Annotated in this window: 19 protein-coding genes; 7 read left to right on the top strand and 12 right to left on the bottom strand. The window is 72.1% G+C overall.

Annotated elements, in window-relative coordinates; all coding sequences use genetic code 11:
• Positions 1–4 precede the first annotated feature (4 nt).
• Positions 5–895: a Cof-type HAD-IIB family hydrolase gene (locus tag ACZ4VL_RS05195; protein WP_468196033.1), complete on the bottom strand. Its 891-nt coding sequence runs from the start codon at positions 893–895 to the stop codon at positions 5–7.
• 119 nt (positions 896–1,014) lie between these two features.
• Between ACZ4VL_RS05195 and ACZ4VL_RS05190 the strand changes: the two genes are divergently transcribed.
• Positions 1,015–1,920, top strand: coding sequence for an LLM class flavin-dependent oxidoreductase (locus ACZ4VL_RS05190; RefSeq protein ID WP_468196031.1), 906 nt, complete (start codon positions 1,015–1,017; stop codon positions 1,918–1,920).
• A gap of 106 nt (positions 1,921–2,026) precedes the next feature.
• On the opposite strand, the gene ACZ4VL_RS05185 is transcribed toward ACZ4VL_RS05190, so the two are convergent.
• The 3 genes from ACZ4VL_RS05185 to ACZ4VL_RS05175 form a co-directional block, all read right to left on the bottom strand.
• Entirely contained in the window at positions 2,027–5,068 is a 3,042-nt protein-coding gene (locus ACZ4VL_RS05185) for a tetratricopeptide repeat protein (protein ID WP_468196029.1), read from the bottom strand.
• Positions 5,065–6,888, bottom strand: coding sequence for an HSP90 family protein (locus ACZ4VL_RS05180; RefSeq protein WP_468196027.1), 1,824 nt, complete (start codon positions 6,886–6,888; stop codon positions 5,065–5,067). Before ACZ4VL_RS05180 ends, ACZ4VL_RS05185 begins: the two co-directional genes overlap by 4 nt.
• Before the next feature lie 122 nt (positions 6,889–7,010).
• Positions 7,011–7,550 (bottom strand): RNA 2'-phosphotransferase, encoded by a 540-nt coding sequence (locus ACZ4VL_RS05175; protein ID WP_468196025.1) that lies wholly within the window; start codon positions 7,548–7,550, stop codon positions 7,011–7,013.
• Positions 7,551–7,684: 134 nt separating this feature from the next.
• Here ACZ4VL_RS05175 and ACZ4VL_RS05170 point away from each other — a divergent pair, with 134 nt between their 5' ends.
• Positions 7,685–8,485: an aquaporin gene (locus ACZ4VL_RS05170; protein ID WP_468196023.1), complete on the top strand. Its 801-nt coding sequence runs from the start codon at positions 7,685–7,687 to the stop codon at positions 8,483–8,485.
• A gap of 91 nt (positions 8,486–8,576) precedes the next feature.
• Here ACZ4VL_RS05170 and ACZ4VL_RS05165 read toward each other — a convergent pair whose 3' ends face one another.
• The 3 genes from ACZ4VL_RS05165 to ACZ4VL_RS05155 all read right to left on the bottom strand — a co-directional run bounded on the left by ACZ4VL_RS05165 (position 8,577) and on the right by ACZ4VL_RS05155 (position 12,358).
• Positions 8,577–9,515: a MerR family transcriptional regulator gene (locus ACZ4VL_RS05165; protein WP_468196020.1), complete on the bottom strand. Its 939-nt coding sequence runs from the start codon at positions 9,513–9,515 to the stop codon at positions 8,577–8,579.
• A gap of 108 nt (positions 9,516–9,623) precedes the next feature.
• The gene (locus tag ACZ4VL_RS05160) at positions 9,624–11,492 is read right to left on the bottom strand and encodes an SDR family oxidoreductase (protein ID WP_468196018.1); all 1,869 of its coding nucleotides are present in this window, start codon (positions 11,490–11,492) and stop codon (positions 9,624–9,626) included.
• A complete protein-coding gene (locus ACZ4VL_RS05155; RefSeq protein WP_468196014.1) occupies positions 11,489–12,358 on the bottom strand; it encodes a M24 family metallopeptidase in 870 nt (289 codons plus the stop codon). Before ACZ4VL_RS05155 ends, ACZ4VL_RS05160 begins: the two co-directional genes overlap by 4 nt.
• A gap of 212 nt (positions 12,359–12,570) precedes the next feature.
• Here ACZ4VL_RS05155 and ACZ4VL_RS05150 point away from each other — a divergent pair, with 212 nt between their 5' ends.
• From ACZ4VL_RS05150 to ACZ4VL_RS05130, 5 genes are all read left to right on the top strand, one after another.
• The gene (locus ACZ4VL_RS05150) at positions 12,571–13,542 is read left to right on the top strand and encodes an ABC transporter ATP-binding protein (RefSeq protein ID WP_468196011.1); all 972 of its coding nucleotides are present in this window, start codon (positions 12,571–12,573) and stop codon (positions 13,540–13,542) included.
• Positions 13,532–14,419 carry an ABC transporter permease subunit gene (locus tag ACZ4VL_RS05145; protein ID WP_468196009.1) on the top strand — a complete coding sequence of 296 codons (888 nt, stop codon included), beginning with the start codon at positions 13,532–13,534 and terminating at the stop codon, positions 14,417–14,419. The genes ACZ4VL_RS05150 and ACZ4VL_RS05145 overlap by 11 nt, the downstream gene beginning before the upstream one ends.
• Complete coding sequence (locus ACZ4VL_RS05140) at positions 14,416–15,327, top strand: ABC transporter ATP-binding protein (RefSeq protein ID WP_404237242.1); 912 nt, start codon at positions 14,416–14,418, stop codon at positions 15,325–15,327. The genes ACZ4VL_RS05145 and ACZ4VL_RS05140 overlap by 4 nt, the downstream gene beginning before the upstream one ends.
• A 14-nt stretch (positions 15,328–15,341) precedes the next feature.
• Complete coding sequence (locus ACZ4VL_RS05135; protein WP_468196006.1) at positions 15,342–16,061, top strand: ABC transporter permease; 720 nt, start codon at positions 15,342–15,344, stop codon at positions 16,059–16,061.
• A 106-nt stretch (positions 16,062–16,167) separates the two neighbouring features.
• The gene (locus ACZ4VL_RS05130; protein WP_468196003.1) at positions 16,168–16,827 is read left to right on the top strand and encodes a rhomboid-like protein; all 660 of its coding nucleotides are present in this window, start codon (positions 16,168–16,170) and stop codon (positions 16,825–16,827) included.
• 192 nt (positions 16,828–17,019) lie between these two features.
• Here ACZ4VL_RS05130 and ACZ4VL_RS05125 read toward each other — a convergent pair whose 3' ends face one another.
• From ACZ4VL_RS05125 to ACZ4VL_RS05105, 5 genes are all read right to left on the bottom strand, one after another.
• Positions 17,020–17,832, bottom strand: coding sequence for an HAD family hydrolase (locus tag ACZ4VL_RS05125; RefSeq protein WP_468196001.1), 813 nt, complete (start codon positions 17,830–17,832; stop codon positions 17,020–17,022).
• On the bottom strand, positions 17,829–19,106 hold the full coding sequence (serS, locus tag ACZ4VL_RS05120) for a serine--tRNA ligase (protein WP_468195998.1): 1,278 nt from the start codon (positions 19,104–19,106) through the stop codon (positions 17,829–17,831). The genes ACZ4VL_RS05125 and serS overlap by 4 nt, the downstream gene beginning before the upstream one ends.
• A 534-nt stretch (positions 19,107–19,640) precedes the next feature.
• Positions 19,641–20,576, bottom strand: a complete 936-nt coding sequence (pheA, locus tag ACZ4VL_RS05115; RefSeq protein WP_468195996.1) for a prephenate dehydratase — start codon at positions 20,574–20,576, stop codon at positions 19,641–19,643.
• A 42-nt stretch (positions 20,577–20,618) separates the two neighbouring features.
• A complete protein-coding gene (gene efeB, locus ACZ4VL_RS05110; RefSeq protein WP_468196146.1) occupies positions 20,619–21,908 on the bottom strand; it encodes an iron uptake transporter deferrochelatase/peroxidase subunit in 1,290 nt (429 codons plus the stop codon).
• Positions 21,905–23,956 carry a copper resistance CopC/CopD family protein gene (locus tag ACZ4VL_RS05105; protein WP_468195994.1) on the bottom strand — a complete coding sequence of 684 codons (2,052 nt, stop codon included), beginning with the start codon at positions 23,954–23,956 and terminating at the stop codon, positions 21,905–21,907. The genes efeB and ACZ4VL_RS05105 overlap by 4 nt, the downstream gene beginning before the upstream one ends.
• Positions 23,957–23,984 lie beyond the last annotated feature (28 nt).

Below are 23,984 nucleotides of genomic sequence, written 5' to 3'. Positions count from 1 at the left end.
TCGCCTAGAGCTGCCGCTGCCGTCCGCCGAGGCCGGCCAGCATCTGCTCGATGACGACGGCGACCCCGTCCTCGTTGTTGGCGACGGTACGGCCGGAGGCCGCTGCGATCACATCCGGATGGGCATTGCCCATCGCGTACGAGGTGCCCGCCCAGCTCAGCATTTCCACGTCATTGGGCATGTCGCCGAACGCGACCACCTCCGACGGGGAGATGCCGCGCTCCTCGCAGCACAGCGCCAGGGTGCTGGCCTTCGAGACGCTCAGCTCGCTGATCTCCAGGAGGGCGGTCGGGCTGGAACGGGTGATCGAGGCGTGGTGTCCGGCCGCGGAGCGGGCGAGCACCAGGAACTCGTCGGGGGTCAGCTCGCCATGGTGCGCTAGCAGCTTCAGCACCGGGGCGGAGGTGTCGTCCGCCTCGACGCCGAGCAGCTTCTCCGCGGTGGCGACCTGGGCGCCCGGGTCCTGGAAGAAGGGTGGGTACTGAGGCTCGTAGTTGATGCCCGCGGTCGTCTCCACGGCGAAGGAGGTGCCGGGGGCGGCGGCCCGCAGGGTCTCGACGACCGTCAGTGCCGTGGCCCGGGGCAGTGCCCGGACCTGGACGAACTCCCGTCCGGCGTGGAGGTCGACGACCGCGGCGCCGTTCGCGCAGATCGCCAGGCCGTGTCCGTGCACGTGATCGCTGACCACGTCCATCCAGCGGGCCGGGCGGCCCGTGACGAAGAAGACCTCGATCCCGGCCGCTTCGGCGGCGGCGAGCGCGGCCACCGTGCGCGGCGAGACGGATTTGTCGTCGCGCAGCAGGGTGCCGTCGAGATCGGTGGCGATGAGCCGGGGAGTGGGGGTCTGCCCGTCCGGGCGCTGGGGAGCCGAGGTCACCGGTCCATCTTCACCCATGGGTCTGCTCTGGAGGACCCGGGCCCCGTGGGTCCGGGACCCCGATGGCGATGTTTCACGTGAAACATCGGGCTGCTGTGTTTCACGTGAAACATGGGCGGCGTCGTAGTCTCGAACGCATGAGTTTGCGTCTGAGCACTGTGATTCTCCCGGTACGACCGTGGCGCGAGGGCGGCCGCGACCAGTGGATACGGGCCGAGGAGCTGGGTTTCCACACCGCCTACAGCTATGACCACCTGTCCTGGCGGTCCTTCCGGGACCTCCCGTGGTTTGGCGCGATTCCGACTCTGACGGCGGCGGCCGCGGCCACCGAGCGCATGCGTCTGGGCACCCTCGTCACCTCGCCGAACTTCCGGCACCCGGTGACCCTCGCCAAGGAGCTCATGACGCTGGACGACATCTCCGGTGGGCGCGTCACCCTCGGTATCGGGGCGGGTGGCAACGGATTCGACGCGACCGCCCTCGGTCAGGACCCCTGGACCCCGCGCGAGCGTGCTGACCGCTTCGCCGAGTTCGTTCCGCTGTTGGACCGGTTGCTGACCGAGCCCGCGGTGAGCGTGCACGGCACGTTCTACTCCGCGGACGAGGTCCGCAACATCCCCGGCTGTGTCCAGCGGCCGCGCCTGCCGTTCGCGGTCGCGGCGACCGGACCGCGCGGACTGAAGCTCGCGGCGGCACACGGTCAGGCATGGGTGACCACAGGAGACCCGAAGCTGTACGAGGCCGGTACCCCCGAGCAGTCGCTGGAGGCGCTGCGCGGTCAGCTGAGCCGGCTGGAGAAGGCCTTCGCGGAGATCGGCCGCGACATCGAGCCGATGGAGAAGGTGCTGCTGACCGGGTTCACTCCGGAGCGCAACACCCTGCTGGAGTCCTTGGACGCCTTCGTCGACTTCGCCGGGCGCCACCGGGAGCTCGGCTTCACCGAGTTCGTGATCCACGCGCCGATCCCGGACTCGGACTTCGCCGCCGACCAGGGCGTCTTCGAGAAGATCGCCACCGAGGGGCTGGCCCAGCTGGCCTCCTGACCGGCCGGGCAACGGAGCGGCCGACGAGCCCGCGCAGCGGACACGAGCCGGTGCGACACGAGCCGGTGCCGCCGCGACGACGGGGGCACCGGCTCGGCATCCCGGCTCAGGAGGACAGCCGCTGGAGCGTGTACTCGGCACGCTCCAGCAGGGTCTTCGCCGTGTCCTGCGGCAGCGCCCGAAGCTCTTCGACCAGTGCCGACATCCGGGCCGCCCCCGCCTCGTCGTGCCCCAGTTCCTGCTCGGTCCAGGCGGCGTACTGCACGCACTGCAGGCGTTCGTCCAGGTGGTCCGGTCCCAGCTCCGCGTAGACGGCGGCGGCCCGCTCGCACAGGTCGACCTCCTCCAGACGCAGTGCCCGGAGCTCCGCCGCGTCCAGCTGATCGGCGGGCCGTGCGTCCTCCCCGTACTCGTCGTCGAGCTGCTCGGCGGTGGTCACCTGTCGGTCGAGTACCTGAGCCAGCTGGTGCCAGGTCTGGGCGAGCTCGGCCCGCAGCGGGGGGTTCCCCGGGTCGGAAGCGGTCGTCAGCACCCCGACCGCCTCGTCCATCAAGAACCGCGCCCGCGCGACGCTCGCCCGCGCTGCCCCGTCGCGCAGGGCCAGCCAGGCCAGGGAGCGAAGGATCCGTACCTCTGCGACCGGCGCGCCGCCGTCCGCCCGGTACAGCTCCAAGGCCCGTTCGTACGCGGCGATCGCCTCCTCGGGCAGCTGCGCCGCAGAGAGCTGGTCCGCGGCCGAGTGCGCGAGGTCCGCCTGCGGCTGCGGGCCGTTCCAGTCCTCGGCCGCCTCCGCCGCCAGCAGGAACTGCTCCGCCGCGGCCCGCGGCTCGTTCAGCTGCCGCAGCAGGTCGCCCAGGAACTGCCGTGCCGACACGGCCTGGAGATCACCGTGCTCCAGCAGGTCGGGCAGCGCGGACTGCAGGACCTCCGCCGCATCGGCGAAGCGGTCGTCCCGCGCGTACGCCCGGGCCAGGAGGAGCCGTGCCTGTGCCCCGTTGAGGGAGGACAGTCCGGCCTGGTCGAACCAGTGCGCCGCCGTCAGCGCGTGCTCCGCCGCCTCGGCCGCCGCCTCGGCCCGCCACATCAGGATGTCCGCACAGGTGAGCCGTACGGTTCCCTGCGTCTCGGCGTCGACGATCTCCACGGCGGACTCCACCGCGGAGCGGGCCGCCTGCTCGGCCTCCTCGGGCTGCCCGAGCGACATCAGCAGTCCGGCCCGCAGCACCAGCGGGTCCACGGCCTGCCACGGCCGGCCCGCTTCGGCGGCGTGCCGCGCGGCGGAGGCCAGCAGCGCTGCGGCCCGCTGGGGGTCGCCCTGGGACAGGGCGATCCGGCCGAGCGCTTCCTCGGCGTCGGCGGCCAGATCCGGCAGCGTCTGCGCGTGCGCTTCGGCGAAGGCGGTCAGCTCCCGCTGCCCGTGGTCGTGCTCCGGGTCGTGGCCCTGCAGGGGAGCGTGGTCGGGCTGCGGCGCGTACGCGTGCTCGTGGCCGGTTTCCCGCGCGCGCAGGTGTGGCTCGATGCGGATCGCGGCCAGTTCCGCCGAGGCGATCCGGCGGGCGCGCAGCGGCTCGTCCCGATCCAGCGCCCCGGCCGCCCGCGCCGCCGCGGCCAGCAGTTCCCGAACCCGGTCGGGCTCGGCCCCGTCCTGGCCGGCCACGCTCGCCAGCCGCACCTCCGCCAGCGCGGCCCGCTGCGCCTGTCCGAGGTACCGGTAGCGGTCGCGGACCGCCATCAGCAGCTCCCCCGCCTCCTGGGCACCGGCGCGTGCGGCGGCCAGCGCCCGGCTGTCCGCCACGTCGGCGGCGATCAGCGGATCCACGTCCTCCTCCGGGAGGGCGCCCACCCGTACGGCCACCTCCGCCCAGAGCCCGTCCGCGGCCGGATGCCCCTGGTCGCGAGCCCGCCGGGCCCGCTCCACCAGCTCGGCGAAGGCGGCCCCGGCGGCGACCGGGGCTGCAGCCGCCGCCGGCCCGGGTGTCGCCGTCGGTGCCGCGGCCACGGCCGCCGCCGTGGCCGGGGCGCCCGCGGTCTGCGGGAGCGGTGCGCTGCGCACGCCCAGCGGCAGCACGTCGACGAGCGGCTGCGCTCCGATCCGGGCGAGGAAGCGGTCCGAGACCCGGTTCGTGCCGTTGCGGGCGTCGAAGCGGTGGGCGATGGCGAGCGAGCCCGCGTACATCACCTCGTGCAGCTCGGAGACCGTGCGAGGGACGCCTTCGTAGGAGGCGGCCGGGCTGTTGCCGTGCCCGAGCTCCTGCAGCCGGCGCAGCAGGACGAGGATGCCGCCGTGGAAGGCCAGCTGGTCGTCGACGTTGGCGAGCGGAGCCAGGTGGGCGGCGTGCTCGGCGAGGATCTCCAGCCCGCGGGACTCGTTGCCGCTCAGCGCGCAGAACTCGATGTGCTTGGCGATCGACGGCAGCAGGCTCTCGTTGCCCCGGGCCATGCGGTAGCCGCGCAGGTGGTGGGAGCGGGCCTCGTCGAGACGGCCGAGGCGCAGCAGTGGCAGCAGCGACGTGGCCAGTACCCGGTGGGGCTCCTCGGCGCAGGTCCGCTCGCCGTCCAGTACGGGCCGCCAGTGCTCCAGGGCTTGTGCGTCGTCGCCGCGCAGGGCGGCGTAGCTGCCCTGGCTGTTGAGCTCGCAGGCGTGGCAGTCGCTCATGCTGTCGCGGTCCGCCGCCAGCCAGGCCCGGTGGGCCCGGTCGGCCCGCTCGTCGTCCCCGGCGGAGTGGGCGAGCCACATCTCGGCCTCGCGCACGGGCCGCTCGGTGTAGCCGGCGACCCGGTAGCGGCGCTCCATCTCCGCGACCCAGCCCCAGGCCGATTCGAGCGGGATCTCCGGGGAGTCGGAGATGGCCGTGGCCACCCACTTGAACTGCCAGAACAGGGAGTGGGCGTCCCACTTGGCGAAGGAGCCGGGGTCCTTGTCGTACTCCTGGAGCAGCCGGGCGAAGGGCACCAGCATCTTGGAGGACTCGGAGCTCCACAGGTAGGCGTGGACCAGGTTGTCCAGTGCGTCGCGGAACAGAGCGGCATCGCCGAGGGCTTCGGCCGCGCCCACCAGGGCCTCGGCGTGGGCATTGCGGGCGGTCCCGTTCGGGGCGCCGCGGTTCTCCGCCAGGCCCCGCCGGACCTCCTCGTGCGTCATGGTCACTGCTGGCCCTCCTGGGCGTCGGCGGAGTGGGTCGCCCATTCCAGGAGCCCGAGGAAGGCCCGGTTGAGCAGGGTGGAGTCGGCCGGGCGCAGCGGCCGCTGGGACATCAGCAGAGCCTGCCCGTACAGCGACTCGACGGCGGTCCCCGCCAGCGCCTCGTCGGACAGGGCCGCGATCCGGCGGATGAGCGGGTTGTGGTGGTTGAGCACCAGGCGGGCGCGCGGCGCGGAGCCGCGCAGGGCGCCGAGGATGCCCGCCCACAGGGAGTCGGCGCTGTCCAGGGCGGCGGTCCGGTCGCGCTCCTGGCGGGCCTGCCGGTCGTCGAGGTAGAGCGCCGGGACGGAGACGGGCTGGAAGGCGCGCAGCACCACGTCGCAGCCCTGCGGCTGCAGGCGGGTGCGGGCGGTGGACAGGAAGGGCGCGAGGGCGAGCTCGGCGGCGGTCGGGACCGGGTCGAGCCGTTCGGTGACGGCGCCGGCATCCAGCTCGGTGACCTTCAGGTCCGGCCGTACGGTGGGCAGCAGGGCGAGCAGGTCGGCGTCGTAGGTGTAGCCGGCGTTGATGACGCCGAGGCCGTGGGCCGCCGCGATCGGGGCGATCTGGCGGAACTCCTCGACGGTGCGGGTGAAGTGGATCTCGGTGTGGGCGGCCGCGAACTCCTGCAGGCTCATCGAGCCGTCGCTGGTCTCGAACGGCAACCAGGGCAGCATCAGGCCGAGCAGGTCGGCGTCGTGCCGGGCCAGGGACTTGACCCCGAGGTGGTGGACGTTCAGGAACGCCGCCAGCCGGTCCGGTTCGCTGGCGGCGAGCTCGGCCAGCCAGGCGCGGATACGGGCGCCGAGCGCCTCCCGGACGGCGGACAGGGTCTCGTCGTCGTAGAGGTTCTCGCGGGAGGCGGTGGGCCGCAGGGTGTCGGTGTCCAGGACGGCGCGCACGAAGAACGCCCAGTCCGGCAGCAGGTTGTCGGCCCGGTCGGTGAGCAACATGCCCTTGAGGTGGACGCGGTGTCCGGCCCGGTGGGCGGGGCTGGTCGGTTCGGGCAGGACGTACGCGACGCCGCGGACCCCGGCGACGGGCAGGTCCAGGTCGATGGTGTCGAGCGGGGTGAAGCCGAAGAGCTGCGCGCAGTGCCCGGCGAGCGCGACGCGGCGGGCGGCCGGCGTGGGGAAGGCGCGGTCCCAGACGGCGGGCCGGTCGGTGACGGGCCGCGGGTCGCCGCCCCGGCCGTCGTCGAAGGTGATGTCGTACGGCAGGAGGGAGCCGTAGTCGCGGGCCAGCTGCTCGACCTTGGCGGGGACCATCCATTCCTCGGCACCCGGCCGGGCCTGGAGGACGACGGTGGTGCCGGGCTCCGGGCGGGCGTCGTGGGGCAGTTCGCGGACGGTGTACGAGCCGTCGTCCGTGGCCAGCCACTCGACGGGTGCGGCCTGCGGGTCGCGTGCGGAGCGGGTGATGACGCGGATCTCGCGGGCGACGACGAAGCAGGCGAGCAGGCCGATGCCGAACTGGCCGAGGAACTCGCGGCGGGCGGTCTCCAGGCCGTGCTCGCCACCGCGCTTGGAGCTGCGGCCGATGGTGGCGAGGAGGGAGTGGGCCTCGGCGGCGGTCAGGCCGATGCCGCTGTCCTCGATGGTGACCCGGTCCGCGGATGCCGACAGGCGGATGCGGATCTCCGCCTCCGGGTCGAGCGCGTGGCGGGCGGTGACCGCGTCCACCGCGTTCTGCATCAGCTCGCGGACGTAGACGCGCGGGCTGGAATAGAGGTGGTGGGAGAGCAGGTCGACCAGACCGCGCAGGTCCACCTGGAAGTTGGACGTCATGGAGTGTCACCTCGCGTGTTACGGGAAAGTTCGGCGATCGCGAGGTGCCCCCCCTCACGGATCACGGAGTGAGCAACACATTAGGGCGCTCATCTGACAATCTCCTGGGAAATTCGGGACAGTCACGGCAGGCGCAGGAACTGCGGAGGGACCGCGTCCACCAGCCACACCCCGTTGGCGCTGACCCGGAACACGTGCCCGGCTGCGTGCATCGCGCCCGCGTCCACGCTGAGCACGATCGGCCTGCCGCGCCGCGCGCCGACGCGGGTCGCGGTCTCCCGGTCGGGGGACAGGTGGACGTGGTGCCGGGCCATGGGCCGCAGGCCCTCGGCGCGGATCGCGCCCAGCGCGGCGGCGACCGTGCCGTGGTAGAGGTACGCGGGCGGTTCCGCCGGCGGGAGGTCCAGGTCGACGGGGACGGTGTGGCCCTGGTTGGCGCGGATGCGCGTGCCCTCGACGGCGAAGCGCTGCTTGTCGTTGGCGGCGACGACGTGGTCGAGCTCGGCACGGGTGATGGGGAATCCGTGGGCCGCGGCCGCACGCAGAAGGGCGTCGATCTCCACCCAGCCGTGCGCGTCGAGAGCGAGTCCGATGCGCTCCGGCTGGTGCCGCAGGTGTTTCGAGACGTATTTGGACACCTTCACGGTGCGTCTGTCGTCCATGGGCCCAGCTTGCCGGTCCGGTCGGGACCGCTGCAGCGATTTTCCGCCAGGCCGTCCGGTCGTGGACAGCCGCTACTCTTCTTCCAAGATGCGGAATGTCTTTTCCATTGACGATCCTGTCCAGGGGGGACCTCATGACGACTCGCGCTTCCCTGCCGCGCCGTGCCGTCGCCGAACTCGTCGGCACCACCGGCCTGCTCGTGGTGGTGATCGGTTCCGGCATCCGGGCGGCCGGCCTCAGCCGCGACACCGGGGTCGCCCTCGTCGCGAACTCGCTCGCGTCGGCCATCGGCCTCGGGCTGGTCATCACCCTTTTCGGCCCGCTGTCCGGGGCCCACCTCAACCCCGTGGTCACCCTCACCTCCTGGTGGGCCCGTCGGCGCGGCGGCGAGGGGCTGGCGGGACGGGATGCGCTCGTCTACGCCGCGGCCCAGACCGTCGGGGCCGTCGCCGGGGCCCTCCTCGCCGAGGTGATGTTCGGGCGGGCCCCGGGCGTCCTCTCCACCCAGGTCCGCGGCGGCCACCTGCTCGTCGGAGAGATCGTCGCCACCGCCGGTCTCGTCCTCGTCATCCAGGGCCTGGAGCGCATCGGTCGCCCGAAGCTCGTCCCGGCGGCGGTGGCGGCGTACATCGCCTGCGCGATCTGGTTCACCTCCTCGGGCTCCTTCGCGAACCCGGCCGGCACCGTCGGGCGCGCCTTCAGCGACTCCTTCACGGGCATCGCCCCGCAGTCGCTGCCCGGCTTCATCGCGGCTCAGCTGGTCGGAGGGGCCGCGGGGCTGGCCCTCGCCGGATTCCTGTACGGCGGCTCGGGGCGCGCCTCGGGCCCACGCGGCGCCGGCCGGCGGGCGGGTGGCCGGGGTGCGGGTCGGGAAGCAGGCGGCGGGACGCGGGAAGCCCCCGCTGCCAGACCGGGGTTCGAGGCCGTCGGCTGACGTCGTCCACAGGTTTGCCCACAGGAATCCCCGGCTTGTCCACAGCCGGTTGGGTGGGTTTTGACGGCAAACGAGCGATCCGCCCTGTGGACTACTCTCCGTCGTCCACCGGATCCCGTCGGCCGCCCCGCTGAGCCAGGTCGTTCATCCTGCGGGCCTGCAGCTCCCGTTCCGTCGCCGCCCGGACGAACTCCCCCACGTGCTCGGCGCCGACCAGCTCCTGCACCGCCCGTACCGTCCCGGCCGGCAGGGCCACGGACGCCGGTCCCGATGCCTGCGGCGCGCCGGCGGCGCCGAGGTGCCGCTGCAGGTGCCGGGTCGCGAACAGCCGCATGGCCCGTGCCAGCTCGGCGTCCACCGTCTGCTGGGCCAGCGGCCGCAGCCGGCGGACCAGGGCCGCCGCCTCCGCGGCGTCCGAGTCCGTCGGCGGCACCTGCCCCAAGTAGCGGGCGAAGACGTGCTCGGTGGTGAACTCCAGGAAGCGGGAGGCTATGTGCTCGACCTGCCCGCGCAGTTCCCGCAGGTGCCCGGTGATCGCCTGCAGCGGCACCCCGGCCGCGTACAGCTCGGCGGCCACCGCCAGTTCCTGCGGCGAGGGGACCAGGAACTCCTCCGGACGGCCCGGGATCCGCTCCAGCACGCCCAGCGCACAGGCCTCGTTCACGGTGGCGTCGTCGGAGGTGCCGCCGAAGCGCTCGTCCAGCTCGGCCCGGCTGACCCGGGCCGCCTCCTCGTCGGTCCACGGCCCGTGCACCTCGGCGACGAGCCCGAGGACGCCGCCGAGTCCCCGCCCCGCGTCCCAGGCCTCCAGCAGCTCCTTGATGGAGGCCAGGGTGTAGCCGCGGTCCAGCAGGTCGGCGATCTGGCGCAGCCGCGCCAGGTGCGTGACGCCGTAGACGTTCGAACGGCCGCGCCGCTCCGGCTTCGGCAGCAGGCCACGGTCCTGGTACGCCCGGATCGTGCGCACCGTGGCTCCACTGTGGTGCGCCAGATCCTCGATCCGGTACTCGGCTGCTGCCTGATCGGACAATCCCGGCTCCCTACGACATGGCGGCCCGGCCCCGCCTGCGCAGCGAGCCCTCCTGCGAGGGATGGTACGACCGCCGGAATGAGGGGTACACGGCCGCGCGGCCCCCGTTCACAGCCGGGGTTCCATCCGGGCGAGCCGCCGCAGGGCGCGGGGCGCGAAGCGGGACATCCACAGGGCACCCTTGGACTCCGGCGTCACCGGGACCACGGCCTCGTCGTGCACGACCGCCCGGAGGATCGCGTCGGCGACCTTCTCCGGCGGGAAGTTGCGCAGCCCGTACAGCCGCGAGGCGCGCGCCTGTCGGCGCTTCTCCTCGGTCGCGTCCACCCCGGCGAACCGGGAGGTGGCGGTGATGCCGGTGTTCACGATGCCCGGGCAGATCGCCGAGACGCCGATCGACTGCGGGGCCAGTTCGGCGCGCAGGCACTCCGACAGCATCAGGACCGCCGCCTTCGACGTGCTGTACGCGGGCAGGGTACGGGACGGCAGGTAGGCGGCGGCGGAAGCGGTGTTGACGATGTGTCCGCCCTGGCCGCGCTCGGCCATCTGCTTCCCGAAGATCCGGCAGCCGTGGATGACGCCCCACAGGTTGACGTCGAGGACCTTCTTCCAGTCCTCCGCCGTCGTCTGCAGGAACGGACCCGACAGGCCGATCCCGGCGTTGTTGACCAGGACGTCCACCACGCCGTACTCGGCCGCGGTCTTCGCCGCGAGCTTCTCCATGGCCTGCTCGTCGCTGACGTCGACGCATTCGCCCCAGGCCTCGGGGGCGCCGATGAGCCGGGCCATGCCGGCCGTGCGCTCCGCGCCCTCCGCGTCCCGGTCCACGCACACCACCCGGGCCCCGGCCTCGGCGAACGCGAAGGCGGTGGCCCGGCCGATGCCGCTGGCGGCGCCGGTGACCAGGACCAGGCGGCCCCCGAACCAGTCGGCGTACCTGCCCGGAGCCCTGGTCTCCGGGGCCCGCGCGGAGGGCTCCTCCCGGGCGGTGACGAACTCGGTGATCCACGCGGCCAGCTGGTCGGGGCGGGTGCGGGGCACCCAGTGCTTGGCCGGCAGGGTGCGCCGCACCAGGTCGGGGGCCCACCGCTCCAGGTCGTCGTAGAGCTTCTCGGAGAGGAAGGCGTCTCCGGTCGGCGTGATCAGCTGCACCGGTACGTGGGCGTACGCGTCGGCGCGCGGGCGGCTCAGCCGGGACCGCACGTTGTCACGGTAGAGCCAGGCCCCGTGCGCGGCGTCCGAGGGCAGCGAGGGCGTCGGGTAGGAGCCGGCCGGCACCTTCTCGACGCGCTCCAGGATGCCTGGCCACCGCTTGCCGAGCGGCCCGCGCCAGGCGAGCTCCGGCAGGACGGGGGTGTGGAGTGCGTACACGTACCAGGACTTGAGGCCCTGGCCCAGCAGTTGTGAGGCCCGGCGCGGGGTGGGCCGGCTCATCCGCTTCTTGATCCAGTGACCGAAGTGGTCGAGGGAGGGCCCCGACACGGAGGTGAAGGAGGCGATCCGGCCCTCGGACCGGGCGACGGTTGCGAACTCCCATCCCTGCACGGAGCCCCAGTCGTGGCCGACCAGGTGCACCGGGCGTTCCGGGCTGACCGCGTCCGCCACCGCCAGGAAGTCGTCGGTCAGCTTCTCCAGCGTGAACCCGCCGCGCAGCGGTACGGGCGCCGTGGAGCGTCCGTGGCCGCGCACGTCGTAGAGCACGACGTGGAAACGGGCCGCGAGCCGCTCGGCGACCTCCGCCCAGACCTCCTTGCTGTCGGGGTACCCGTGCACGAGCACCACGGTCGGCCGGGCCGTGTCCCCGAGCTCGACCACGCACAGCTCGATCCCGCCGGTGTTCACCCGGCGCTCGCGCGCTCCGGCCAGACCCGTGCGGCGCACCCCGTTCACCCCACCCACAGCGTCCACGCCCTTGCTCCTGCCCACGCCCTCGCCCGTCACACGGTCCATGCCGTCCGCCCCGCCCCTGCCGCTCATGCTGCCTTCTCCTCGGCCCAGCGCCGCACGTGCGGCAGATCGTCGTCCAGCCAGAACGCGCTCTCCTCGGGATCCCGGGAGTCCGTGACGACCAGGATCTCCTCGAACTTCGCGCCGGTGCCCCGGAACCCCAGGTGCGGCTCCACCGCCCACATCCCGGGCTGCGGGGCGTGGTCGGAGAAGCGGTACGGGCTCCACAACGGGGACCAGCCCTCCCGGTGCCCGTGCAGGGCGTCGGAAGCCAACCCCTTGAGGGACTGCACCCCGAACCCGAACGCGGTGGGGGACCAGCGCCGTTCCCGCACCCGGTCGATCTTGTGGGCGATCACGCCGAAGGGGTAGGCGCGGTGCCGGTTGGCGTACCCCTGCCGGACCATCAGCCGGTCGACGTTCTCGTAGATCTCGCGCAGCGGGCGGCGTTCGCGGACCTGCCCGAGGATCAGCTCCCGGTGGGCGCGCAGGTCGGACATCAGCCGGTCCTGCACCGGGTTCAGCCCGAGGCTGCCCGAGTACCCGATGTCGGCCGCGTAGCCACGGTGGACCGGTGCCATGTCGAGGATGAACGGCATCCCCGGCTCCAGCCTCCGGTTGGTCGGGAAGAACTGGAGCGGGATCTTGAAGCTCGCGAAGGCGGTGCGGTCGCCGAACCAGGCGAACGGCAGGTGGAACCAGTCCCGCACCCCGCGCTCGCGCAGCCACTCCCGCTGCATCCGCGCGGCCTCGCGCTCGGTCACGCCCGGCCGCAGCTGCGCCGCCACGGCCTCGGCGCACTCGTAGGCGAGGCGCTGCACTTCTCTGAAGCCGCGGAGGTCGGCGGCGAGCCGATCGGTGAGCCGTGCGGTGCGCTGCCTCGTGTCCCCACCCATAGCCGTCCGTCCGTAGAGCCGTACCGCCAGTAACTTGACATTGATGAATGTGACAATGGCCGGAGGTCGCGTCAAGGGGCGTGCGCGGACCTGTGGACAAAGTTGTCCGGTGCACATCAGTCTCGTGTCAGGGTTCGTAGTCCTGAAGGCTGATACCGGATCGCGCTCCAAGTCTGACGACCTGCAGGTGACGCGCCACTACCGTCGAAGCCGTGACTGTCATCGCGGCCGAAGGCCTGACCAAGCGGTACCCCCGAGTGACCGCCATCGACCGGCTCTCCCTGGACATCGGCCCGGGAGTCACCGGCCTGGTGGGCGCCAACGGTGCCGGCAAGTCCACGCTGATCAAGATCCTGCTGGGACTGTCCCCCGCCACCGAGGGGCGCGCCTCCGTGCTCGGCCTCGACGTCGCGACGCACGGTAGTGCCATCCGGGAGCGGGTCGGCTACATGCCCGAGCACGACTGCCTGCCCCCCGACGTCTCGGCCACCGAGTTCGTCGTGCACATGGCGCGCATGTCCGGGCTCCCGCCGGCCGCCGCCCGCGAGCGGACCGCCGACACCCTGCGCCACGTGGGGCTGTACGAGGAGCGCTACCGCCCCATCGGCGGCTACTCCACCGGCATGAAGCAGCGCGTCAAGCTCGCCCAGGCGCTCGTCCACGACCCGCAGTTGGTGCTCCTCGACGAGCCCACCAACGGCCTCGACCCGGTCGGCCGTGACGAGATGCTCGGCCTGATCCGCCGCGTGCACACCGACTTCGGCATCTCGGTGCTGGTCACCTCGCACCTCCTCGGGGAGCTGGAGCGGACCTGCGACCACGTCGTGGTCGTCGACGGCGGCAAGCTGCTGCGGTCCAGCTCCACCAGCGACTTCATGCAGACCACCGCGACCGTCGCCGTCGAGGTCACCGACTCGGATGCGCACCCGGACGGCACCGCAGCCCTGCGCGCGGCACTCGCCGAGGCGGGCGTCGTCCTGCACCCGGGCGAGGAGCAGGGACTGCCCGGCGCGGGTCACATCCTGCTCGTCGAGGCCACCGGCGAGAGCACCTACGACACGATCGTCGACACCGTCGCAGGCCTCGGCCTCGGCCTGGTCCGCATGGAACAGCGCCGCCACCACATCGCGGAGGTCTTCCGCGACAACGACCAGCAGAAGGGGCCCGGTGGCGATGGCGCCTGAGACCTCCACCCAGATCCACAACATCGGCTACCGGTCCTACGAAGGCGCCCGGCTCGGCCGCTCCTACGCCCGCACCTCGCTGTACTCGCAGTCCCTGCGCGGCGCGTACGGGCTCGGCCGCTCGGCCAAGTCCAAGGTCCTCCCGATGATCCTCTTCGCGGTGATGTGCATCCCCGCGCTGATCATCGTGGCCATCGCCATCGCGGTGCCCGGGTCGACCGACCTGCCGATCAAGTACACGACGTACGCCCTGACCACCCAGATGGTCATCGGCCTCTACCTCGCCTCGCAGGCACCCCAGTCGGTCTCGCGCGACCTGCGGTTCAAGACCGTGCCGCTGTACTTCTCGCGGCCGATCGAGCGGGTCGACTACGTCCTCGCCAAGTTCGCGGCGATGGCCTCGGCCCTGTTCATCCTCACCGCCACCCCGCTGCTGATCATGTGGATCGGCTCGCTGCTGGCCAAATTCGACTTCGCGGACCAGACCAAGGGGTTCGCTCAGGGGCTGGTCTCCGTGCTGCTGCTCTCGGTCCTCTTCGCCGGCCTCGGCCTGGTCGTGGCCGCGCTCACCCCGCGCCGCGGTTTCGGCGTGGCCGGGGTCATCGCCCTGCTGGTGATCCCCTACGGCGCGGTCACCGCGGTGCAGGGCGTCTCCTACAGCGCTGGAACGACCGCACCGATCGAGTGGATGGGCCTGTTCTCCCCGATCACCCTGATCGACGGCATGCAGACGGCGTTCCTCGGCGCCACCTCCGCCTTCCCCGGCGGCGAGGGCCCCTCGACGGGCGTCGGCTTCGTCTACCTGCTCGTCATCCTCGCCCTCATCGCGGGCTCGTACACCGCCCTGATGGCGCGCTACCGGAAGGCCGGGCTGTGACCACCATCGACATCGACCACACCTCCCGCTGGTTCGGGAACGTCGTCGCCGTCAACGACGTGACCATGCGGATCGGCCCCGGCGTCACCGGGCTGCTCGGCCCCAACGGCGCCGGCAAGTCCACCCTGATCAACATGATGGGCGGCTTCCTGGCCCCCTCCACGGGCACCGTCACCCTCGACGGCGCCCCCATCTGGGGCAACGAGCAGGCCTACCGGCAGATCGGCGTCGTGCCGGAGCGCGAGGCCATGTACGACTTCCTCACCGGCCGGGAGTTCGTGGTCGCCAACGCCGAGCTCCACGGTCTCGACGACGCCGCCGCGCAGCGCGCCTTGGCCACCGTCGAGATGGAGTACGCCCAGGACCGCAAGATCGCGACCTACTCCAAGGGCATGCGCCAGCGCGTGAAGATGGCCTCCGCACTGGTCCACGACCCGTCGGTGCTCCTGCTCGACGAGCCGTTCAACGGTATGGACCCGCGTCAGCGCATGCAGCTCATGGACCTGCTGCGGCGCATGGGCGAGGAGGGGCGCACCGTCCTGTTCTCCTCCCACATCCTGGAGGAGGTCGAGCAACTCGCCTCCCACATCGAGGTGGTCGTCGCCGGCCGGCACGCCGCCTCCGGCGACTTCCGCAAGATCCGCCGCCTGATGACGGACCGCCCGCACCGCTACGTGGTCCGGTCCTCCGACGACCGGGCCCTCGCCGCAGCCCTGATCGCCGACCCGTCCACGGCCGGGATCGAGGTCGACGTCAAGGAGGGCGCCCTGCGCATCCAGGCCGTCGACTTCGGGCGCTTCACGGAGCTGTTGCCGCAGGTCGCCCGTGCCCACGGCATCCGGCTGCTCACGGTTTCCCCCTCCGACGAGTCCCTCGAGTCGGTCTTCTCCTACCTCGTCGCGGCCTGAAGGAGCTGGCACCCATGTACAACCCCACCGTGGCCCGGCTCACCTACCGTGCCCTGCTCGGCCGCCGCCGCGCGCTGATCCTCTTCGCGCTGCCCGCCATGCTGATCGTCATCGCGGCTGCCGTCCGCGTCTTCACCGGCCTGGACGACAAGATCGCCGCCGATCTGCTGGGCGGTTTCGCACTGGCGACGATGGTCCCGCTGATCGGCGTCATCGCCGGTACCGGTGCCATCGGTCCGGAGATCGACGACGGCTCGATCGTCTACCTGCTCTCCAAGCCGGTGAAGCGGCCGACGATCATCATGACCAAGCTGATCGTCGCGATCGCCGTCACGATGGCCTTCTCGGCCATTCCGACGCTGATCGCCGGCTTCATCCTCAACAACAACGGCCAGCAGATCGCCGTCGCCTACACCATTGCCGCGTTGGTCGCCTCCATCGCCTACAGCGCCCTGTTCCTGCTGCTGGGCACGGTCAGTCGGCACGCTGTGGTCTTCGGCCTGGTCTACGCACTGATCTGGGAGTCGCTCTTCGGCAGCCTGGTCTCCGGCGCCAAGACCCTCAGCGTCCAGCAGTGGGCCCTGGCCGTGGCCGAGAAGGTCGCCGGTGAGGGTTACGTCGACGCCACCGTCGCCCTGTCCACCGCGGTCGTCCTCCTCACCGTGGTCACCGTCGGCGCCACCGTGTACGCCGGCCAGAAGCTGCGCCGCCTCACCCTCGCCGGCGAGGAATAGGAACAGCAGGACGGGCCCCAACGGCCCCGGAAAGAGCCCGGAGCACCTGTGCCCCGCCCGGCCCACCAGCCGGGCGGGGCACAGCCGTGCGGGGCATCATCGGGGCATGACCGAGCGCCCCGAGCCGGAGCCCTCCAGGCCCGTGAGGTCCTGGATACGCTCCTCGCCCGGAACGCACGTATGGCTGCTCGTCATCGCGATCACCAGCCTCGTCGTCGTGATCGCCCCCGACCATCTCGAAAGCGTCCTGCTCCACCGTCACAGCAGCAATATCCACGAGCTCACCCGGCACCCCGTACGCGCCCTGCTCTCCAGCGCCTTCTGGATCGAGAACCCGGCCTCGCTCGCCCTCTACGCCGTCCTCTTCGAGGTCTTCCACGCCTCCGTGGAACGCTGGCTCGGTACCCTGCGCTGGCTCGCCATCGTCGCCACCGCCCACATCACGGCCACCCTGATCAGCCAGAAGCTCGTCCTGACGGCCGTCCAGGACCACCGGGCACCGCACAGCATGGTCCACGTCGTCGACGTCGGCGTCAGCTACGGCCTCGCGGCCTCCGTGGGTGTCCTCACCTACCGGCTCCCCAGTCCCCTGCGCTGGTTCTACCTGGCCGGCGCCGTCGCCTTCTTCGGGGTCCCGCTCCTGACCGGGGCCACCTTCACCGACCTCGGGCACGCGATCTCACTCTCCGTCGGCCTGCTCGCCTGGCCACTGACCCGCAACCCGCACCCCTGCCGCCCTCCTGGTCATGTTTCACGTGAAACATGACCCGCGGCGGCCTGCCCCTGGGCCGCCTCCGAGGCGCCGAAAATAACTGGTACGGGGCTTCCGCCCGGGGCAGAGTGGGCGGTGCGGGGAGAACAAAAGGTCCGGGGCAGCCACTTCGAGCGCGCCGTTCGGCGCGGGCTGCCCCGGACCCTCACATCCGCACGGACGGGCCGTCCGAGCGCGACAACTCCCCTACGCGGCGCCCAGCAGGCGCTCCAGAACCACCGCGATCCCGTCCTCCTCGTTGGAGGTCGTGACCTCGTCGGCCACCGCCTTGAGCTCCGCATGGGCGTTGGCCATCGCCACGCCGTGTGCCGCCCAGCCGAACATCGGGATGTCGTTGGGCATGTCGCCGAAGGCGATGGTCTCGGCGGCCTTCACCCCCAGCCGGCGCGCGGCGAGGGAGAGCCCGGTGGCCTTGGTCAGGCCGAGCGGCAGGATCTCCACTATCCCCGGACCGGCCATGACGATGTCGACCAGCGAGCCGACCGTCTGCCGTGCCACCGTGACCAGGGCGTCGTCGTCGAGCTCGGGGTGCTGGATGTACAGCTTGTTCAGCGGAGCCGACCACACCGCGGCGGTGTCCTCGAGGTACACCGCCGGCAGGCCGCCCTGCACCCGGTAGCCGGGCCCGAACAGCACGTCGCCGTCCACCCCGTCACGGCTGGCGGCCAGCGCGAGCGGGCCCACCTCGGCCTCCAGCTTCGACAGCGCCAGACCGGCCAGCTGCCGGTCCAGCGTCACCGAGGTCAGCAGCCGGTGCGCGCCTGCGTCGTAGACCTGCGCGCCCTGGCCGCACACCGCTATCCCCCGGTAGCCGAGGTCGTCCAGCACGCGCCGGGTCCAGGGCACGGCCCTGCCGGTGACGATGATGTGGACGGCGCCCGCCGCGGTGGCCGCGGCGAGCGCTTCCCGGGTGCGTTCCGAGACCGTGTCGTCGCTGCGCAGCAGCGTGCCGTCGAGATCGGTCGCGACGAGCTTGTACGGGAACGGGGCCGGGCTCACTTGGCGATCGGCTCCAGGACCTCGCGGCCGCCCAGGTACGGACGGAGCACAGCGGGGACCCGGACCGAGCCGTCGGCCTGCTGGTGGTTCTCCAGGATCGCGACGATCGTGCGGGGCACGGCGCACAGCGTGCCGTTCAGCGTCGCCAGCGGCTGGGTCTTCTTGCCGTCGCGGACGCGGATCGACAGGCGGCGGGCCTGGAAGCCGTCGCAGTTCGAGGCGGAGGTCAGCTCGCGGTACTTGCCCTGCGTCGGGATCCACGCCTCGCAGTCGAACTTGCGCGAGGCGGAGGCGCCGAGGTCACCGGTGGCGACGTCGATCACCTGGAACGGCAGCTCCAGGCTGGTCAGCCACTGCTTCTCCCAGGCGAGCAGTCGGGCGTGCTCGGCCGCGGCGTCCTCCGGCGCGACGTACGAGAACATCTCGACCTTGTCGAACTGGTGGACGCGGAAGATGCCGCGGGTGTCCTTGCCGTAGGTACCGGCTTCGCGGCGGAAGCACGGCGAGAAGCCGGCGTAGCGCAGCGGCAGCTTCTCGGCGTCGATGATCTCGTCCATGTGGTACGCGGCGAGCGGAACCTCGGAGGTGCCGACCAGGTAGTAGTCGTCCTTCTCCAGGTGGTAGACGTTCTCGGCGGCCTGGCCGAGGAAGCCCGTGCCCTCCATGGCCCGGGGGCGTACCAGGGCGGGGGTCAGCATCGGGATGAACCCGGCCTCGGTGGCCTGCGCGATCGCCGCGTTGACCAGGGCCAGCTCCAGCAGGGCGCCGACGCCGGTCAGGTAGTAGAAACGCGAGCCCGACACCTTGGCGCCGCGCTCGACGTCGATGGCGCCCAGCGCCTCGCCGAGTTCCAGGTGGTCCTTGGGTGCGAAGCCCTCGGCGGCGAAGTCGCGAATCGTGCCGTGCGTTTCGAGGACGGTGAAGTCCTCCTCGCCGCCTACCGGGACGTCCGGGTGAACGACGTTGCCGAGCTTGAGGAGCAGGTTCCGGGCGGCCTCGTCGGCCTCGTTCTGCTCGGCCTCGGCCGCCTTGACGTCGGTCTTGAGCTGCTCGGCCTTCTTCAGGAGCTCCGCACGCTCTTCCGGGGAGGCCTTGGGGATGAGCTTGCCGAGCGACTTCTGCTCGTTGCGCAGTTCGTCGAAGCGCATCCCGGAGGACCTGCGGCGCTCGTCGGCGGAGAGGACGGCGTCGACAAGATCGACGTCCTCTCCACGGGCGCGCTGCGAGGCGCGGACACGGTCAGGGTCTTCACGGAGCAGCCGAAGGTCAATCACCCCTCCAGGCTACCGGTCTGGGCTTCCCGGGCTCACACCGATATCACACTGCGTGTCGCTATGTCCCAATTGCCGTGAATGCAAAACTCTCTTCCGCTGGCCGGAAGCGACCGGATGCCGGTCGGTCCCCAAAAGTCGCCGATTCCCCGGGGAGGGGTGCAATCCCAACGTTCGGACACCTGCAGGGTCGGTGGGCCGTCCCCGTCTTGTCCACAGGAATTGCCCGACCAGCAGAGTTGTCCACAGGCTGTGTGTGGCATCTGTGGACACGGAATCAGATCAATCCCGTCCACTGGGTGGTCATCGCGATTCAAGGTTCAAACCACCCTCACGCGCTCATTCGGGTGGGAATGACTCGCTCCAAAGAGTTGGTCGCCGATGCGTGGGTGACGCCGTTCATCCCCTGCTCTCCCGCGCGAAACCCGGGCCGTAGACCGATTTGTCGACCTTGCGGGCCCTGACTGTCGACTAGTCCACAGGTCCTCTTCTCGCCCTGTGGATAACTCTGTGGACAGTGGATACGGCGGACGCCGCTTACGACCGGCCGTCGAGGCAGCGCGCCAGCCAGTCGGAAGCAGCCGTGAAGTCGCCGTCCGAGGTCCCCGGCCGTGGAGCCCGCACGTCACTGCGGGTGACCCCGGCACGGGGATAGGAGCCGAGGAACCGCACCTGGGGACAGGTCCGCTTGAGGCCCATCAGCGCCTCGCTCACCCGCCGGTCGGAAATGTGGCCCTCGGCGTCGACCGCGAAGCAGTAGTTGCCGATGCCCTGGCCGGTCGGCCGGGACTGGATCAGCATCAGGTTGACCCCCCGCACGGCGAATTCCTGGAGCAGCTCCAGCAGCGCGCCGGGGTGGTCGTCGCCGAGCCACAGCACGACCGAGGTCTTGTCGGCGCCGGTCGGCGCGGCGGGCCGGGCCGGCCGGCCGACCAGGACGAACCGCGTCTCGGCGTTCTGCGCGTCATGGATCTCGGTGACCAGCGGGACGAGCCCGTAGGTGGCGGCCGCGAACTCGCCCGCGAAGGCCGCGTCGAAGCGGCCCTCCTGGACCAGGCGGGCGCCGTCCGCGTTCGACGCGGCCGACTCCCACACCGCGTCGGGCAGGTTCGCCCGCAGCCAGTTGCGCACCTGCGGCTGGGCGACCGGGTGCCCGGTCACGGTCTTGATGTCCGACAGCTGGGTACCGGGCCGCACGAGCAGCGCGAAGGCGATCGGCAGCAGCACCTCGCGGTAGATCATCAGCGGTTCGCCGGAGGCCAGCTCGTCCAGGGTGGCCGTGACACCGCCCTCCACCGAGTTCTCGATCGGCACCAGCGCCGCCGCTGCCTCCCCGTTGCGCACGGCGTCCAGGGCGGCCGGCACCGACACCATCGGGACGAGCTCCCGGGTCGCGGCTTCCGGCAGAGTGCGAAGGGCGGCTTCGGTGAAGGTGCCCTCGGGACCGAGATAGGTGAAACGGGTGGCCGACATGCGATCAGCCTAATGCCGGGCACCCGCCGGGAGGGGGGCCGTTCACCCTTCGAGCAGACGCTGCCCCACGTACTCCCCGTCGCGCGGCCCCGGCGGCACGGCGTACAGGCCGCTGGACTCGTGCCGGAGGAACTCCGACAGCGCGTCCCCGCGGTCGAGCTTGCGCTGTACGGGCACGAAACCGCGCAGCGGATCGGCCTGCCAGCAGATGAACAGCAGTCCGGCGTCGGGCGCGCCGTCGGCGGAGATCCCGTCGTGGAAGGAGAACGGGCGCCGCAGCATTGCGGCCCCGCCGTTCTGCTCCGGGGCGGAGATCCGGGCGTGGGCATTGGCGGGAATGACGGGCTTGCCGTCCGCGCCGAGTTTGTCGAGCTCCATCCGGCTGGTCTCCGTGCCGCCCGTGAGCGGCGCACCCGTGGCCTTGGTCCGGCCTATGACCTGTTCCTGCTGGGCGAGGGACCGCTTGTCCCACTCGTCCAGGAGCATCCGGATGCGCCGGACGACGGCGTACGAGCCCCCGCCCATCCATGCGTGCTCGGCGGGCCCGGGTCCGGCGGCGGGCACGAAGATCCGCTTGTCGAAGTCGGCCTGGGAGGGCTTCGGGTTGTTGGTGCCGTCGACCTGGCCCATCAGGTTGCGGGCGGTCATCGGGGTGGCAGTGGCGCCGGGAGAGCGGTTGAAGCCGTTCATCTGCCAGCGCACGCGGGCGGCCTCCCCGGCGTCCTTCTGGAGGGAGCGCAGCGCGTGGAAGGCGACGAGGCCGTCGTCGGCGCCGATCTGCACCCACAGGTCGCCGTTGCTGCGCTGCGGATCGAGCCGGTCGGAGGAGAACTCCGGCAGCGGGTCCAGGGCGGTGGGGCGGCGGTCGGCCAGCCCGGTGCGCTCGAAGAAGGAGTGGCCGAAGCCGAAGGTCACCGTCAGGGAGGACGGCCCGGCGTCGAGGGCGATGCCCGTGTCCGCCGTCGGCGCGGTCTCCCCTGCCATGAGCCGGCGGGCGGTGTCCGACCAGCGGCGCATGAGGGCGGCGGCCTCCTTGCGGCCGGCACCGGGAGCCAGGTCGAAGGCGAGCACGTGGCCCTTGGCCTGGAGCGGCGTCGTGATGCCGCTCTGGTGGTCGCCCTGGAACGCGACCCGGGTGGCGCCCACCGAGGACAGCCCGGCGCCGCCGGGGGCGCCGGCCGCTCCGGAGGGCCCGTCGGCCAGGGCGGACTGGACGAGCGCCCCGCTGGCGCCGCCGAGGGCCAGTCCGGCGGCGCCCGCGGCGCCGACGGTGCCCAGCAGCTTGCGGCGGGAGATTGCGATGTCGGGGTTGCTCTCGGTCACGCTGGTCAGCCGATCTTCACGGTCTTCTGCACGGTTGTCTGGTCGATCTCGGAGGTGCGGACGGTCACGTCGATGCGCCAGTCCCCGGCGAGCGGCAGCTGGACGCCGGAGGCACTCCAGTGTCCGGCGGCCGCGCGCTCGGGAACGAGCGGGAGGGGGCCGATGTCCTTGGCGGGCAGGGTGAAGGCGACCTTGATCTCGGGGATGTCGAGAGGGGTGCCGTCGAGGGACTCGACCCAGAGGTGGAGGGTATTGGCGCCGACCCGGCCCGGGTCGAGCTGGAGCCGGGCGGAGCCCTTGCCATGGGAGCCGCCCGTGTCGAACGGCAGGGTGATCTTGACGGCCCGGTCGGGTACCGCCGTGGCGGCGCCCGCCCCACGACCCGTCTCCTGGGCGGCGGCCCGTCCGGGCTCGGTGCTGGTCAGCACGGTGGTCACGGCGAGGAGCACCACGGCCACGCCCGCCTCGGCGAGCACCGAGCGGCGCAGGCCGGCCCGGTTCGGGTCCGCGTCGCGCGCCTGCCGCGCGCGGGCGTTCTGCACGGCCGCACGCTGCCGGGCGAGCTGTGCGGCGCGCCGAGGGTCCTCGGCGGCCTCGGCGGTCTTGGTGGGAGCCCCGGAATCCGCCGGTTGCTCAGCGGCGGCCTTCGATGTTTCACGTGAAACACCGCTCGCCGTACCCGCCTCGGCCAGCTCCCCGGCGGGTGCCTCTGCCAGCCGCGCGGTCCAGCCCCGGGAGAGGTAGGCCATGCCGACGAGGACGGCGACGAGCCCGACCTTCAGCAGCAACAGCCGTCCGTACGCGGTTCCGGTGAGGGCCGACCAGCTGCCGAGCTGACGCCAGGACTGGTAGACGCCCGTGACGGCGAGGACCAGGACCGCGGCGAACGCCAGCCGCGAGAAGCGCCGGACGCCGTCGCGCCCGATGCCGGGGACCTTGTGGAGCGCGACGAGCAGGGCCGCCAGTCCGCCGAGCCAGGTCGCTGCGGCCAGCAGGTGCAGGATGTCGACGGGCATGGCGATGCCGGGCTGGATGCCGGTGGACGCGTGCTCGGACAGGGCCCAGGTCGCGGCGATGCCGGCGGCGACCACGCCGCCGCCGATGCAGAGACCGAAGAAGAGGTCGGCGGTGTCCTTCTCGGCTGCGCCGTCGGTGCCGTCGCCCCCGTCGGTGCCGCCGTCCCGGTCAGTGCCCTCGGCGTCGTCGGCACCCACGGCCCCGTGAGCCCCGGTCTGCCGTCGCGCGTACGCACCGAAGAGCACGGCGATGAAGAGCGCGGCGGCACCGAGCAGCAGCAGCCGGGACACGAGTGCGGCGCCGGTCTTGGTCTCCAGCACGGCTTTGAGGCCGCCCAGGTCGAAGGTGTCGGCGAACTCTCCGGATCCGGTGTACGGGTTGCGGAGCACCAGCATCACCAGAGTGGCCGCGGTGAGCGTCACCCAGGACCGCAGGACGAGCTTCTGGAGCGGTCGCTGCGCGGACCCCCGCCGCCAGCAGGCCAGGACGAAGGCGCAGCCGCCCACCAGCACCGTGAAGCCCGCGTAGGCGGCGTACCGGGCGATGCCGTACGCGATGCCGACGGGACCGCCGCCCGCCTGCCGGTTGGGCAGGGTGACGCTGGTGGCCGACGGGGCGCCGACGGAAAAGGTGAAGGCTCCCGAGATGGGGTGGCTGTCGGCCGAGACGGCCTGCCAGGCGACGGTGTAGGTGCCGTCGGGCAGGCCCGAGTGCAGGGCGGTGCCGTAGCGGACGGTGGATCCGCTGCACATGTCGCGCAGTTCGCCGGTGTCCACGCGCTTGCCCTGCGGGTCCAGGACGCGGATCGAGTCGTCGCCCATGGCGACCTGCTCCGAGAAGGAGAGGGTGACCTGGGCGGGAGCCGTGGCGACCACCGCCCCGTCCTTGGGGTCGCTCGCGGTGAGGGCGGCGTGTGCCGTGGCCGGGGCGGCCGCGGTGAACAGGGTCGCCAGCAGGGCTGCGAGGACCAGCGCGAGCCGCGGCAGCAGTGCCGCAGCCCGGTCGCGGGCCGTGGAGGGGGCGGGGGCGGTGGCCGTCATGGCGTGTCAGTCCCTCGGTCCGTCAGTG

The sequence above is a fragment of the Streptomyces sp. NPDC029014 genome (genome assembly GCF_055564695.1).
Note: the sequence above shows the minus strand (reverse complement) of the source record. Positions and strands in the feature narration are given on the sequence as shown.

Excerpts from the sequence above, each read along its gene's own strand:
- ACZ4VL_RS05130 (WP_468196003.1), top strand. The coding sequence starts at position 16,168 with ATGACCGAGCGCCCCGAGCCGGAGCCCTCCAGGCCCGTGAGGTCCTGG.
- ACZ4VL_RS05170 (WP_468196023.1), top strand. The coding sequence starts at position 7,685 with ATGACGACTCGCGCTTCCCTGCCGCGCCGTGCCGTCGCCGAACTCGTC.
- ACZ4VL_RS05135 (WP_468196006.1), top strand. The coding sequence starts at position 15,342 with ATGTACAACCCCACCGTGGCCCGGCTCACCTACCGTGCCCTGCTCGGC.
- ACZ4VL_RS05145 (WP_468196009.1), top strand. The coding sequence starts at position 13,532 with ATGGCGCCTGAGACCTCCACCCAGATCCACAACATCGGCTACCGGTCC.
- ACZ4VL_RS05195 (WP_468196033.1), bottom strand. The coding sequence starts at position 895 with ATGGGTGAAGATGGACCGGTGACCTCGGCTCCCCAGCGCCCGGACGGG.
- ACZ4VL_RS05160 (WP_468196018.1), bottom strand. The coding sequence starts at position 11,492 with ATGAGCGGCAGGGGCGGGGCGGACGGCATGGACCGTGTGACGGGCGAG.
- pheA (WP_468195996.1), bottom strand. The coding sequence starts at position 20,576 with ATGTCGGCCACCCGTTTCACCTATCTCGGTCCCGAGGGCACCTTCACC.
- ACZ4VL_RS05105 (WP_468195994.1), bottom strand. The coding sequence starts at position 23,956 with ATGACGGCCACCGCCCCCGCCCCCTCCACGGCCCGCGACCGGGCTGCG.
- ACZ4VL_RS05175 (WP_468196025.1), bottom strand. The coding sequence starts at position 7,550 with ATGGACGACAGACGCACCGTGAAGGTGTCCAAATACGTCTCGAAACAC.
- ACZ4VL_RS05190 (WP_468196031.1), top strand. The coding sequence starts at position 1,015 with ATGAGTTTGCGTCTGAGCACTGTGATTCTCCCGGTACGACCGTGGCGC.
- ACZ4VL_RS05155 (WP_468196014.1), bottom strand. The coding sequence starts at position 12,358 with ATGGGTGGGGACACGAGGCAGCGCACCGCACGGCTCACCGATCGGCTC.
- ACZ4VL_RS05180 (WP_468196027.1), bottom strand. The coding sequence starts at position 6,888 with ATGACGTCCAACTTCCAGGTGGACCTGCGCGGTCTGGTCGACCTGCTC.